Annotated in this window: 11 protein-coding genes; 6 read left to right on the top strand and 5 right to left on the bottom strand. The window is 71.3% G+C overall.

The annotated features are described in order from the left end of the window. Positions 1–29 precede the first annotated feature (29 nt). Positions 30–731: a Clp protease N-terminal domain-containing protein gene (locus tag ACFY36_RS04580; protein ID WP_499744495.1), complete on the top strand. Its 702-nt coding sequence runs from the start codon at positions 30–32 to the stop codon at positions 729–731. Positions 732–740: 9 nt separating this feature from the next. Here the strand turns inward: ACFY36_RS04580 and ACFY36_RS04575 are convergent, their stop codons facing one another. Continuing rightward, positions 741–1,745: a LacI family DNA-binding transcriptional regulator gene (locus ACFY36_RS04575; RefSeq protein WP_499744494.1), complete on the bottom strand. Its 1,005-nt coding sequence runs from the start codon at positions 1,743–1,745 to the stop codon at positions 741–743. Between the two features lie 573 nt (positions 1,746–2,318). Here ACFY36_RS04575 and ACFY36_RS04570 point away from each other — a divergent pair. Together ACFY36_RS04570 and ACFY36_RS04565 are read left to right on the top strand one after the other, a co-directional pair. Continuing rightward, positions 2,319–3,308, top strand: coding sequence for a Gfo/Idh/MocA family oxidoreductase (locus ACFY36_RS04570; RefSeq protein WP_499744493.1), 990 nt, complete (start codon positions 2,319–2,321; stop codon positions 3,306–3,308). Next, the gene (locus tag ACFY36_RS04565) at positions 3,305–4,084 is read left to right on the top strand and encodes a TIM barrel protein (protein WP_499744492.1); all 780 of its coding nucleotides are present in this window, start codon (positions 3,305–3,307) and stop codon (positions 4,082–4,084) included. The genes ACFY36_RS04570 and ACFY36_RS04565 overlap by 4 nt, the downstream gene beginning before the upstream one ends. A 2-nt stretch (positions 4,085–4,086) precedes the next feature. On the opposite strand, the gene ACFY36_RS04560 is transcribed toward ACFY36_RS04565, so the two are convergent. After that, a complete protein-coding gene (locus ACFY36_RS04560; protein ID WP_499744491.1) occupies positions 4,087–4,983 on the bottom strand; it encodes a hypothetical protein in 897 nt (298 codons plus the stop codon). Positions 4,984–5,092: 109 nt separating this feature from the next. Between ACFY36_RS04560 and ACFY36_RS04555 the strand changes: the two genes are divergently transcribed. After that, positions 5,093–6,598, top strand: coding sequence for a serine/threonine-protein kinase (locus tag ACFY36_RS04555; RefSeq protein ID WP_499744490.1), 1,506 nt, complete (start codon positions 5,093–5,095; stop codon positions 6,596–6,598). Here ACFY36_RS04555 and ACFY36_RS04550 read toward each other — a convergent pair. Beyond that, positions 6,570–8,336: a sensor histidine kinase gene (locus ACFY36_RS04550; protein ID WP_499744489.1), complete on the bottom strand. Its 1,767-nt coding sequence runs from the start codon at positions 8,334–8,336 to the stop codon at positions 6,570–6,572. The genes ACFY36_RS04555 and ACFY36_RS04550 overlap by 29 nt on opposite strands. Then, a complete protein-coding gene (locus ACFY36_RS04545; RefSeq protein WP_499744488.1) occupies positions 8,333–9,010 on the bottom strand; it encodes a response regulator transcription factor in 678 nt (225 codons plus the stop codon). Before ACFY36_RS04545 ends, ACFY36_RS04550 begins: the two co-directional genes overlap by 4 nt. 151 nt (positions 9,011–9,161) lie before the next feature. Here ACFY36_RS04545 and asnB point away from each other — a divergent pair, with 151 nt between their 5' ends. Together asnB and ACFY36_RS04535 are read left to right on the top strand one after the other, a co-directional pair. Continuing rightward, positions 9,162–11,072 (top strand): asparagine synthase (glutamine-hydrolyzing), encoded by a 1,911-nt coding sequence (gene asnB / locus ACFY36_RS04540; protein ID WP_499744487.1) that lies wholly within the window; start codon positions 9,162–9,164, stop codon positions 11,070–11,072. Positions 11,073–11,090: 18 nt separating this feature from the next. Continuing rightward, on the top strand, positions 11,091–11,837 hold the full coding sequence (locus ACFY36_RS04535; protein WP_499744486.1) for a universal stress protein: 747 nt from the start codon (positions 11,091–11,093) through the stop codon (positions 11,835–11,837). On the opposite strand, the gene manD is transcribed toward ACFY36_RS04535, so the two are convergent. After that, positions 11,820–13,028: a D-mannonate dehydratase ManD gene (manD, locus tag ACFY36_RS04530; RefSeq protein WP_499744485.1), complete on the bottom strand. Its 1,209-nt coding sequence runs from the start codon at positions 13,026–13,028 to the stop codon at positions 11,820–11,822. The genes ACFY36_RS04535 and manD overlap by 18 nt on opposite strands. Positions 13,029–13,075 lie beyond the last annotated feature (47 nt).

Genomic DNA, 13,075 nt, shown 5'->3' with positions numbered 1-13,075 from the left:
TTCCGCCACCGTCAACCTATGGTTGACGCATGACGGATTCCGTACGGCTCGACGACCTGATCGAGACCATCAAGACCAAGAACTCCACCGCCCTCGACCAGCTCTCCGACGCGGTCCTGGCCGCCGAGCGCCTCGGCGACATCGCCGACCACCTGATCGGCCACTTCGTCGACCAGGCCCGCCGCTCCGGCGCCTCGTGGACCGAGATCGGCCAGAGCATGGGTGTCACCAAGCAGGCGGCCCAGAAACGCTTCGTGGCCAAGCCGGACACCCCCGGCCTGGACGCCAGCCAGGGCTTCAGCCGCTTCACCGACCGCGCCCGCAAGGTGGTGGTGACGGCTCAGGAGGAGGCCCGCAACCGCGGCAACGACCAGATCAGCGTCTCCCACCTGCTGCTGGGCCTGGTGGCCGACCCGTCCGCCCTGGGCGCCCGGGCGATCGTCGCGCAGGGCGTGACCTTGAAGAAGGTGGGCGAGGTCGCCGCCAAGACCCTGCCCGCCGCGGCCGAGTCGGTGCCCGCCATGATCCCGTTCGACGCCCACGCCAAGAAGGCCCTGGAGCTGACGTTCCGCGAGGCCCTGCGCATGAACCACACCCACGTGGGCACCGAGCACATCCTGCTCGCACTGCTGGAACTGGAGGACGGCACAGGCGTCCTGGCCGGCCTGGGCATCGAGAAGCCCACCGCCGAGGCGGCCGTCACGGCCGCCCTGGCCACTCCGAAGGCCTGAGGCCGCGACTCACCTCACCGGACCGGTGGTTCCCCGGACGACGAGGTGGGGCGGCACGACGATTCCGCGCCGGCTGACCTCGGCGCCGTCGATGCGCTCGACCGCGCGGGCGACGGCAAGCCTCGTCATGGTGGCGACGTCCTGGGCGATCGTGGTGAGGTCGACGTGAGCGAGTCGGGCCAGGTGACTGTCATCGAACCCGACGACACTGATGTCCTCGGGCACTCTCACCCCGGCACGGATCAACACATCGAGGACGCCGGTCGCACAACGGTCGTTGAAGACCGTGATCGCGGTCGGCGCCTCACCCTCGTTGCCAGTCAGCAGCTGCCGGCCCGCGCGGGCGCCGTCCTCCTCGGTCAGGCCGCCGGGGACGATGCGGGCATAGGCCCCCAAGTCGCGGGCTTCCATCTCCGCCCGATATCCGCGGCGTCGATCGGCGGCGCCGGGAGCCCGACCACCGTCGATGTGAGCGATCCGGCGGTGACCAAGACCGGCCAGGTGGTCGACAGCCTGCCGGAGTCCCTCGGCGTCATCGGTGCGGATCACATCGGCGTTGCGGGCGTCGCGGGCCAGAACGACGACGGGCAGGCGGGTCGCCAGCCGGGTGAGACGGGCCGCCGAAGTCTGCGGACCACACATGATCAGGGCCTCACACCGGTCCTGGAGCAGGCTCTCGGTGGCCTCGGCCTCGTCACGCCCGGGGGTGACGGCACTGAGCGCCACCTCGTACCCGGCCTCCCGGGCCGCTGCATAAAGCCCGGTGACAAGGTCAACGTGGAAGGGATGCTGAATGCCGAACACGACGCCCAGCAGCCGGCTGCGCCCACTGCGCAGCAACCGCGCCCGGCTGTCCGGGTGATAACCAAGCTCAGCCGCCGCGTCAAGAATGCGCCGACGGGTCTCAGCCCCGGCACCCGGCTCATCACGCATGACCAGCGACACCAGAGACTTCGAGACACCGACCCGAGCAGCCACATCGGACAGCGTCGGCCGGGCATCCTCGTTAGCCATAGAAGCATCTTAGGGCTGGAACGTTCCAGCCCGCCACAAGCATTCTGACCACTGGAACCTTCCAGCCGCCCACCACACCCCACCGCCCCAACTGGAACCTTCCAGCCAGCCAGCCATACCCCACCGCCCCAACTGGAACCTTCCAGCCAGCCAGCCATACTCCACCGCCCAACTGGAACCTTCCAGCCCAACGGCCACGCCCCTCCGCCGAACTGGAACCTTCCAGCCCGCCAGCCACGCCCCTCCGCCCAACGGGACCTTCCGACCCACCCTTCGCGCGGCATCCGCTCCAACGCGGTCTTCCCGGGCATCCCGAACTGGAACCTTCCAGCCCGCCGCCGCACCCCCGCCGCACCCCTCGGCCGCACCCCTCGGCCGCACCCCTCCACCCAGCCGGACCTTCCAGCCTGCGCCACCCCTCTGTCCGACTGGAACCTTCCAGCCCGCGGCACCCCTCTGTCCGACTAGAACCTCCCGGTCCGCGTCCCCTCGGTCCGGCTGGAACGTTCTAGTTTCGCCATGTGCAAATCGATGGACTGGAACGTTCCAGGGCTGGAGTCGTACCGTGCCTTTATGGAACGTTCCAGATTCGCGCTGATCGGAGCCGGCCGGATGGGCCTGTTCCATGGGGAGACGTTGGGCCGGCGTCTGCCCGGGGCCCGGCTGGTCGCCGTCGCCGATCCTGTGGGTGGCGGTAAGGAGCTCGAGGCGGACCGGTTCTACACCGACGTTGCCCAAGTGTGGGACGACCCGGAGATCGACGCCGTGGTGATCGCTGCGCCCGCTCGGTTCCACGCCGACCTGATCGTGGCCGCGGCCCGGGCCGGCAAGAGCGTCTTCTGCGAGAAGCCGATGGCGCTCACCCTGGCCGACGCCGACCGCGCCATCGCCGCCGCCCGCGACGCCGGCGTCTTTCTCCAGGTCGGTTTCCAGCGGCGGTTCGCGCCCGACTGGGCCGCGGCCCGGGCGCTGCTCGACGGCGGACAGATCGGGACGCCGCGGCTGCTGCGCTCGCTGACCCGCGATCCCGGCGGCTTCGACCCGGCCCGCGTGCCGCCGGACACCATCTTCTACGAGACCCTGATCCACGACTTCGACGTGCTGTGCTTCCTCAACCCCGGTGCGCACGCCGTCGAGGTCTACGCCACCGCCGACGCCCTGGTCGAGCCGGACTGGCGCGATCGCGGCCTGCGCGACACGGCCGCCGTCATCGTCCGGTTCGACAACGGCGCCACCGGCTTCGCCGAGGCTTGTTTCGCCACGTCGTACGGCCATGACGTCCGCGCCGAGGTCTTCGGCTCGGACGGCGCCGCCACCATGGGCGATGCCCGCCGCACCGCGATGACCTTCTCCGGCCCCTCCGGTCGCATGGTGGCCACCATGCAAAGCGACCAGGAGCTCTTCGGCGGCGCCTACATCGCCGAACTGGCCGCCTTCGCCACCGCCGTCCGCGACGGCACCCCACCACCGGTCACCGGTGAAGACGCCCGCGCCGCCCTCGCGATCGCTCTGGCCGCCGCGGAGTCCGCGCGGACCGGCCGGCCCGTACGGACAGCGGCATGACCGGCTTTCGGCTGGCCGTGTGCGCGGAGATGGTGTTCGTCGACCGGCCTTTCGCCGAGCGTGTCGAGCGCATCGCCGGGCTCGGCTTCGAGGCCGAGATGTGGGGCTGGGCCGGGAAGGACATCGAGGCGCTGGTGAACACGGGCGCCACCGTCTCCTCCATGACGGGATATCTCGGTGGGACGCTCGCCGATCCGGACGGCGCCGAGGAGCTGGTGCGGACGGCTCGGGAAGCACTTGCCGTGGCCGAGCGGCTCGGCTGTCCGCGCCTCAACCTGCATGGAACCGGACTGGACGATCGAGGGCTTCCCGTCGTGGCGGCCGCCGTGGTGACGCCGCGGATGTGGCTCACCGCGGCGCGGACGCTCGGGCGTTTGGCCGAGCTCGGAGAGCGTGCGGGCCGGGTCTTCACGCTGGAGAATCTGAACACCGCGGTCGATCATCCGGGTACGCCGTTCGCTCGAGCGTCCGACACGTTGGCGCTGGTCGAGGCCGTTGACAGCCCTCATCTGCGTCTCAACCTCGATCTCTATCACGCGCAGATCGGCGAAGGGAACCTCGTCGAGCTGGTTGAGCGAGCGCTGCCGGTCGTCGGCGAGATCCAGGTCGCGGACGTGCCGGGACGGTGCGAACCGGGTACCGGGGAGATCCACTACCCGGCGGTCGCGGCCGTGCTCCGGCGGCTCGGCTATCGGGGCGTGGTCGCGCTCGAAGGGTGGGCCTCGGGCGACCCGGAGATCGCTCTCGACCGGTTCCGCCAGGCCTTCGACGGCTGAACCTAGATGCCCTGCCGGGTCCGGGTGGGCAGGCCCAGCTGGCCGGCCACCGGGTTCCAGACGGCCAGGAAGGCGATCTTCGAGGTGCCGGCCTGTTCGGACTCGGACAGGCCCCGGGCGTAGGCGGCCTTGCGGCCGGTGGTGTCGGCGCAGCCGTTGGCGACGGCGGCCGCGGCCCACTCCACGAAGGCGGCATCGGCGTCCAACGAATGCTGGAGCGCGGTGACCAACGTGGAGCGGATCGACTCGCCGTTGCCGACCGCGGACAGGTCGGCGTTGCGGACCTCGTCGATCTGGGCGCGGCGCTCGTCGCCGACCGCGCGCATGTCGGCCAGGGCGCCGCTCAAGCCGGTGCAGCGGCCGACACGGTCGATGGCGCTGTTCAGCTTGTCGCGGCTGGACTTGCTGCGGACCAGCACGTCGTCGACCACCCGGGCCTGCGGCAGAGGGTCGCCGGTGGTGGTAGCGGTCGTGGGCGGGGCGGTGGTCGGGTCCGTCGTCCCGGTGGTCGCCGGGGCGGTCGTCGTCTGAGTGACCGGCGGCGGGCCGGCCACGGGATCGTCCTGGCCGTTGCGGTAGAGGACCAGGCCGGCGATCAGGGCGATCAGCACGACGACCGAGATGCCGGCCACCAGGGGGAGCCAGTTGCGGGGCGGCCGGCCGTAGACCGGCGGGGCCGACGGGGGCGCGGGGTAGCCGTTCCCCGGGTAGCCGGGTGTGGGCTGACCAGAATCGCCGTACGTGGGCTGCGGGGTGTAGCCCGGCGGCGGGGAGGACGGCGGGGCCGCGGGGGTGGGGCCCGGTGGCGGCCACGCGGGGGCCGCGAGCATCGCGGTGTTGCACCGGGCGCAGGCCGCGGCGCTGGGATCGTTGTCGAGGCCGCAGGTCGGACACACCATGCGGGCCACCTTATCGATGGATGGTCACCTCGTGTGTGCCTGTGAGAGCGACACGTGATGACCTGCGGGGGCCGGAGAGCTGTCGACAGCTGGCGGTAATGTTCGGTCCGTGAACCGGCCGCTGCGTCCCGACGACCCGCCCCGGCTGGGCCGATACGAGCTGGACGGCCGTCTCGGCGAGGGCGGCATGGGCACTGTCTTCCACGGGCGCACCCCGGCCGGGCGGCCGGTCGCCGTCAAGGTCGTGCGGAGCGAGTTCGCGGCCGACCCCGAGTTCGTGCGCCGGTTCCGCAGCGAGGTCAACCGGGCCCGGCAGGTTCCGCCGTTCTCCACGGCCGAGGTGCTCGACGCCGACCCCGACCACGATCCGCCCTATCTGGTGGTCGAGTTCGTCGACGGGCCGAGCCTCGACGCCGTGGTCCGTGAGAAGGGGCCGCTGGGCGGGGCCGCGCTGCACAGCGTGGCGGTCGGCATCGCCACCGCGCTGTCCGGCATTCACGGCGCCGGCGTCATCCACCGCGACCTCAAGCCGGCCAACGTGCTGCTGGCCATGGGCGGCGTCAAGGTGATCGACTTCGGGATCGCCCGGCCGACCGAGGTGACCAGCCGCCACACCGGCACCGGGAACATGGTCGGCACGATCGCCTACATGGCGCCCGAGCGGTTCGACTCCGACACCGCGGGCTTCCCGGCCGACATCTTCGCCTGGGGCGCGGTGGTCGCCTTCGCCGCCACGGGCCGCACCCCGTTCGGCGGCGACTCCCCCACCGCGACCGCCATGCGCATCATGACCCAGCCGCCCAACCTGACCGGCCTCGACGGCCCCCTGCGCGGCATCGTCGAGAGCGCCCTGGCCAAGGACCCGGCCGCCCGCCCCACGGCCCGCGAGCTGCTCGACGCGTTGCTGGGAAACCCGACGTCGGCCCTCACCGCGACACCCCCGCCGCCCGCCTGGAACGAAGGGCCGCCCCCACCGTCGCCCGTCCCGCCCGACTACCCAACTCATCCCCGGCGCGGCCGCGCATGGGCCATTGCGGCCGCCGTCGTGGTCTTCGCGCTGGCCGCCGGCGCAGCCGGGTTCGTGCTGCGCAACCGCCACAGCGAAGCCGCCACCCCGGCCCCCGCGTCGTCCTCCCCCGCGCCCGCCCCGGCCGCCACCGGCCTCCCCGGCATCCTGGCCGGCAAGCGCCGCACCCTGCTCCATCTGGCCAACGTCGACAAAGACCTCTACCTGCCGCAGAACGCCCCGGCCAAGGCCGGCGGCGGCACCACCCCCGAGTCCGTCTTCATGCTCATCCCGCACGGCGAGCAGTTCCAGATCGCCTCGGCCGTGCCCACCCTGTCCGGCGAGCGCCGTTGCCTCGGCATCGAGCCCTCGGACACCCGGGCCTCCTCGGCGCTGGTTCCCCTCGACTGCGCCGTCTCCGACGAGACCCTGTTCGCCATCTCCGCGACCAGCGAGCTCGACGACAAGAACCGCCCGACCTATTCGCTGATCAGCGAGCCGTACGGCATCGTGCAGTGGAGCGAGGACGACGCCCGCCTCTACGTCGAGCTGGCCGGCGATTTCCCGGCCACCATCCCGTTCAGCTTCGTCGACCGGGGACCGACGTAGGCAGCCGTACGGTGAAGGTCGTCCCGAGGTGCGGCTGGCTGGTCACCTCGATGCTGCCCTGGTGGTCCGTCACGATGCGCTGAGCGATGGTCAGGCCCAGCCCGGTGCCGCCGGTGGCGCGCTGCCGTGCCTTGTCGGCCCGCCAGAAGCGCTCGAAGACGTGCGGCAGGTCGCCGGCCGCGATCCCCACCCCCGTGTCGCGCACGGTCAGCACCGCCTCGCCGTGCTCGGCCCGGACACGTACCACCACCTGCCCGTCCCGATCGGTGTAGCGGATCGCGTTGCTCAGCAGGTTGCCCAGCACCTGCCGCAGCCGGTCCTGGTCGGCTTCCACCCACACCGGCGGGGATTCGTCCAGGGTCAGGGTCACCCCGGCCTCGGCCGCCCGGGCCCGATGGGCCGTCACCCCGGCCGCGGCCAGCTCGGTCAGGTCGGCCGGCGTCTTCGTATAGCCGAGGTCGCCCGCCTCGGCCAGGGCCAGCACCTGCAGGTCGTCGAGGATGCGGCCCTGGAGAAGGGTCTCCTCGTGCAGCGAGGCGAACAGCTCGGGGCTCGGCTCGACCACCCCGTCCGAGAGCGCCTCCAGATAGCCGCGCAGGTTCGACAGCGGCGTCCGCATCTCGTGGGCCACGTCGGCGATGAGCCGCCGCTGGCGTTCCTCGCTCTGCTCCAGCGCCCCGGCCATCGTGTTGAACGAGGCGGCCAGCCGGGCCAGCTCGCTCTCGCCCTTGACGCGCACCCGCACGTCGAGCATGCCCGCCGCGAGCATCTGGGACGCGCCGGTCAGGCGGCGCACCGGCCGGCTCACCTGCCGGGCGATCAGGAACGTGCCGACGATCGCCACGACGACCAGGCCGGCCACGCCGATGATGGCCGGGCGGCCGAAGTCGGCGATGTCGACCGTGCCGCGCGCGCCCAGGAAGAGCCGCAGCGGCATGGCCGAGCTGGTGACGACCGTGTCGGCGTACGCCCCGGCTATGCACTTGGAGCCCAGCGGGTCACCCACGAGGCGCCGGGGCGCGCCGACGCAGGTGTCCAGGTAGTCCCAGTAGCTGGCGAACCAGGCCTTGTCGCCCAGCACCTTCGCCTCGGCCTGCTTGAGGCACTCCGGTGACTGGGCGCGCTGCTGGGCGGTGACGTACGGAGGCCGGTCGCTGCCGAGCGCGGCCTCCGTCCCCTTGGCCTTGTTCAGACAACGGACCAGGACGAGGCCGGTGCGGTACTGCGCCGCCTGCCGGGCCGCCAGCGCGGCCGGGCCGCCGTACAGCTCGTCGGTCGGGGTGGGGCCGAACAGATCTCGCGGAATCAGCGCCGCTTGCCGATAGAACCGGGGTGTCACCACGGCCGACGGGCCCGGGCTGACCGACGGCGCCGGAGCGGTGTCCTGCAAGGCCGGTTGCGGGTTGATGTCGTATCCGACGGCCTGCACCGCGCCGGCGGCCCGGCCGGCCTCGGTGTCCGAGTCGACCAGCACCTGCTTGTCCAGGGTCTGCAACTGGATGTGCAGATGGGTGCGGTCGGACAGCTCGGTCACGAGCCGGTTCACACCCGGCCAGTTGCCGTGCCGCAGCCCGTACCGCTGAATCTCCTGAACGATCTCGGCCCGATGGCGGGTCTGCGCCTCGAGGGCGCCCGAGACCTCCCGCTGGGTCAGGTTGAGGGTCAGCCACGCCGTCGCGCCGATGGCGCTGAGCGCCACCAGCATGACCAGCAGGAAGATACGGACCCGGAAGCTCAATGCTCGGCCATCCGATATCCCCGCCCGTACACCGTCTGCACGTATTCCGGCTCGGCCGGGTTCTCCTCGACCTTGCGGCGCAGGTTGACCACGTGGGCGTCGACCGTGCGCTCGGACACGTCGTGCTCGAAGCCGAACGCCTTGTCGATGATCTGGCCGCGGGTGAAGACCCGGCCCGGCTCCTTGGCCAGCAGCTCGAGGATCGCGAACTCCTTGGCCGTCAGCGTGACGGCCTCGCCGCGCACGCGTACCTCGAACCGCCCGGCGTCGATCTCCAGGTCGCCCACCTTCAGCAGGCCCGTGTCGGACGAGCCGGCCCGGCGCAGCAGGGCGCGGACCCGGGCCGTCAGCTCGCGCGGGCTGACCGGCTTGGCCATGTAGTCGTCGGCGCCGATGTCGAGCCCGAGGAGCATGTCGTTCTCCGACGAGCGGGCGGTGACCAGCAGGATCGCCACGTCTGACTCGGCCCGCAGGATGCGGCAGACGTCGAGCCCGTCGACCAGCGGCATCATCACGTCGAGCACCAACAGGTCGGGTTTGCGGGCGCGGGCCACGTCGAGGGCCGACCGGCCGTCACCGACAGTGATCACCTGATGCCCCTCGCGCTCGAGGTAGAGGCGGATGAGCTGGGCGTGTTTCGGGTCGTCGTCGGCCACGAGGATACGTGCGGTCACGCGGCGATTCTGACCCAGCACCGCAAGCCTCGACCACTGAAGCCACCGAATGTTGGAATCCTGTGAAGGTCCGTGCCGATTGCGATGAGCCCACAAGTTCTTCACAGGATGCGACCTACGTTTCCCCGGAACCGAACCTGGGGAGGTACGTATGTGTGGGCTCAGCGTCTTCGTGAGCAGCCGCCCGGCCGCCGGAACGCCCGATGAGGCGTCCGCCGCCGCGTTCGCCGGCGCTCTCGAGTCGATGCACCACCGCGGCCCGGACGATACCCAGGTGGAGTTCGCCGACGGCGCCGCCTTCGGGTTCAAGCGGCTGGCGATCATCGACCGGGCCGAGGCCCAGCAGCCCGTGCACTACCGGGACAGGTGGACCGTCGTGTTCAACGGCGAGATCTACAACTACCGGGAGCTGCGCGAGGAGCTGATCCGCGAGCACGCCGCCACCTTCGCCACCGAGGGTGACAGCGAGGTGCTGGCGGCCGCCTTCCACTTCTGGGGCCCGGCGGCTCTCCCCCGGCTGCGCGGGATGTTCGCCTTCGTGGCGTACGACCGATGGACCGGCACCCTGCACGCCGCGCGCGACCCGTTCGGCATCAAGCCGCTCTACATCCTCGAGACTGTGGACGGGCTGTTCCTGGCCAGCGAGCGCAAGGCGCTGCTGTCGTTCAGCGGCAGCTCCCGCTCGGGCCTCGACACCGACGCCCTCGCCCACTACCTGACCTTCCAGTACGTCCCGGACCCGCTGACCCTGCACCGCCAGGTCAAGCGGCTGCCCCCGGGCCACCGGATGACCTGGACGGCCGGCGGCGGCATCCGCATGGAGCGCTACTTCCGCCCGTCGCTGCGCCCGCTGGCCATGAAGGCCGAGGAGGCGCAGAAGGGCATCCGCGACGCCCTGCGCGACAGCGTGCACAAGCACCTGCACGCCGAGGTCCCGGTCGGCGCGTTCCTGTCCAGCGGCGTCGACTCGTCGGCCATCGTGGCGCTGGCCCGCGAGGTCAAGCCCGATCTGCACGTCTTCACGGCCGGTTTCGGCACCGACGGCTACTCCGAGATCGATATCGCGCAGGACACCGCGAACCAGCTCGGCGTGAAGCTGACCCCGACCCTGGTCACCGAGGACGACGTGATCCGCGAGCTGCCCCGCATCGTCTATCTGCTCGACGACCCGGTGGCCGACCCGTCGCTGATCCCGCTCTACTTCCTGGCCCAGACCGCGTCGCGCTACGTCACCGTGGTGCTCTCCGGCGAGGGCTCGGACGAGCTGTTCGGCGGTTACACCATCTATCGCGAGCCGGCCTCGCTGTCGAACGTCGACCGGCTGCCGGCCGGTCTCAAGCGGGGCCTGCGCGGCCTGTCCCACGCGATGCCCGAGGGCATGCGCGGCCGCAGCTTCATCGAGCGGGGCACCACCCCGATCGAGGAGCGCTACTACGGCAACGCCCGCATCTTCTCGGCCGCCGAGAAGGCCGAGCTCATGCGCTTCACCGCCGAACCACACACGGCGATCACCTCACATCTGTACGCCGAGACGGCCGACGTCGACGACGTGGCCTCCATGCAGTACGTCGACCTGCACACCTGGCTGCCGGGCGACATCCTGACCAAGGCCGACCGCATGTCGATGGCCCACTCGCTGGAGCTGCGCGTCCCCTTCCTCGACCAGGCGGTGTACGCGGCCGCGGCCGGCCTGCCGACCGACCTGAAGCTGCCGCCGCACAGCCGGGCCACCAAGCACGCGTTCCGCGAGGCGATGCGCGGCATCGTCCCCGAGTCGGTGCGCGACCGCCGCAAGCTGGGCTTCCCCACCCCGACCCGGCTCTGGCTCAAGGGCGCGATCGGCGACTGGGTGGACGGCCTGCTGGCCGGCTCGGGCGCCCGCCACCTGCTCGACCTCGAATACGCCCGGCGCCTGCTGGCCGAGCACCGGGCCGGGCACGCCGACAACTCCCGCAAGGTCTGGACCGTGGCCATCTTCTGCCTCTGGTACGCCATCTTCGTCGACGGCACGATCCGCCCGTCGACCACGGCTCTGGCTCCGGCCCTCGTCGCGCAGGTGTGACCGGTATGGTCGAAAAGTGTGACGATCGTCGTCGGCTACGACCACTCTCCTGACGCCCGCGCCGCGGTCGCGTGGGCCCTCGGCGCCGGATCCCCGGTCACCCTCCTGTACGCCCACGAGGTGCCCAGCTGGATCCCGTCGAACGCCGGCGAGATCCTGCCCGGCGGCGAGTGGGAGCAGACGGTCCTGGCCGCGCTCGACGAGGTGGTCGCCGAGGCCGGGCGGACACATCCGCACGTGCGGGTCGAGGCCCGGGCGGTGCATTCGCCGCCCGTGCAGGCTCTGCTCGACATATCGGCCGAGGCGGAGATGATCGTCTTCGGCAGCCGGGGCCACAGCGCCGTGGCCAACCTGCTGGGCACGGTCAGCACGACGGTCAGCGCCCACGCGTACTGCCCCGTCGTCGTGGTTCGCGGGCAGGCCGTCCCCGGAGCTCCCGTGGTGGCCGGCGTCGACGGCTCGGCCGCCGAGGAGGCGGTGCTGCGCTTCGCCACCGAGCAGGCCGGCGCCCGCGACGCGCCGCTGCGGATCCTGTCCGGCCCCCGCTCGGGCGTCCCCTCCACCCCCGGCGTCACGGTCGAGCCCGTCGCCGGCCACGCCGCCGAGGCCCTGACCGCCGCCAGCCACACCGCGCAGTTGATCGTGGTCGGCAGCCGGGGCCGCGGCCCGGTCCGCGGCCTGCTCCTGGGCTCGGTCAGCCAGCACCTGCTGCGGCACAGCGCCTGCACGGTGGCCGTCGTGCACCACTCACCAGTCGTGGACTGAGCCGTCGAGATTGCGCGCGACGGGCAGATATCGCGGCTCGTACGGGAATCTCGCCGCCACCTCGTCGTCGTACCCGATGCCCAGGCCGGGCTCCTCCGACGGGTGGAGCAGGCCGTCCGTGACCTGCGGCGTGCCGGGGAAGACCTCGTACGTCTCCGGGGTGTGGCCCATGTGCTCCTGAATGCCGAAGTTGGGCTGGCTGATGTCCACGGCGACGGCCGCCGCGACCGTGACCGGTGAGAGGTCGCTGGCGCCGTGCGACCCCGTACGGACCTGGTAGAGCGCGGCCAGATCGAAGATGCGCCGCAGATGGGTGATGCCGCCGGCGTGCACCACCGTCGTGCGGACGTAGTCGATGAGCTGCTCGGTGATGAGCTGTTTGACGTCCCAGATCGAGTTGAGCACCTCACCGGTCGCGATCGGCGTCGTCGTGTGCTGCCGGATCAGCCGGAACGCCTCCTGGTTCTCGGCCGGCGTCGGATCCTCCATCCAGAACAGCCGCAGCTCCTCCACGCTCTTGCCGAAGCGGGCGGCCTCGATCGGGGTCAGCCGGTGGTGCACGTCGTGCAGCAGATGGAGCCCGAAGCCGAACTTCTCCCGCACCTTGGCCAGATAGGCCGGCGCGAAGTCGAGATAGGCCTCCGTGCTCCACAACTGTTCCTCGGGCAGCGCCGCCGAGGCCGGCTCATAGTAGGCACCCTGACGAATTCCGTACGTGCCACTGACGCCGGGCACGGCCGCTTGCGCTCGGATCGCTTTGAAACCCTTTTCCCGGTACGCCGCCACGTCGTCGACCAGCGCCGCCACATCCACCCCACTCGCGTGGCAGTAGACCAGCACCCCGTCCCGGGAGCGCCCGCCGAGCAGCTGATAGACCGGCAACCCGGCCACCTTGCCCTTGATGTCCCAGAGCGCGACGTCCACCGCCGCGATCGCCGTCATGGTCACCGGCCCCCGCCGCCAGTAGGCGCCCTTGTAGAGGTACTGCCAGGTGTCCTCGATGCGGGCCGGATCGCGCCCGGCCAGCAGCGGCGCCACGTGGTCGCGCAGATAGGACGCGACGGCCAGCTCGCGCCCGTTCAGGGTCGCGTCCCCGAGACCGGTCACCCCGTCCGAGGTGGTGATCCGCAGGGTCACGAAGTTGCGGCCCGGCGAGGTGACGAGCACCTCGACCCGATCGATAGTTGCCATTTTTCTCCCCGGACCGTAACCATCGCGGCGAACTCTCGTTGGTTCTG

Source organism: Actinoplanes sp. NPDC000266 (genome assembly GCF_042899005.1).
Classification (GTDB): domain Bacteria; phylum Actinomycetota; class Actinomycetes; order Mycobacteriales; family Micromonosporaceae; genus Actinoplanes.
Note: the sequence above shows the minus strand (reverse complement) of the source record. Positions and strands in the feature narration are given on the sequence as shown.

Bases quoted from the DNA above. Each gene is read 5' to 3' on its own strand.
- ACFY36_RS04570 (WP_499744493.1), top strand. From the start codon at position 2,319: ATGGAACGTTCCAGATTCGCGCTGATCGGAGCCGGCCGGATGGGCCTG.
- ACFY36_RS04575 (WP_499744494.1), bottom strand. From the start codon at position 1,745: ATGGCTAACGAGGATGCCCGGCCGACGCTGTCCGATGTGGCTGCTCGG.
- ACFY36_RS04580 (WP_499744495.1), top strand. From the start codon at position 30: ATGACGGATTCCGTACGGCTCGACGACCTGATCGAGACCATCAAGACC.
- ACFY36_RS04560 (WP_499744491.1), bottom strand. From the start codon at position 4,983: ATGGTGTGTCCGACCTGCGGCCTCGACAACGATCCCAGCGCCGCGGCC.
- ACFY36_RS04565 (WP_499744492.1), top strand. From the start codon at position 3,305: ATGACCGGCTTTCGGCTGGCCGTGTGCGCGGAGATGGTGTTCGTCGAC.
- asnB (WP_499744487.1), top strand. From the start codon at position 9,162: ATGTGTGGGCTCAGCGTCTTCGTGAGCAGCCGCCCGGCCGCCGGAACG.
- manD (WP_499744485.1), bottom strand. From the start codon at position 13,028: ATGGCAACTATCGATCGGGTCGAGGTGCTCGTCACCTCGCCGGGCCGC.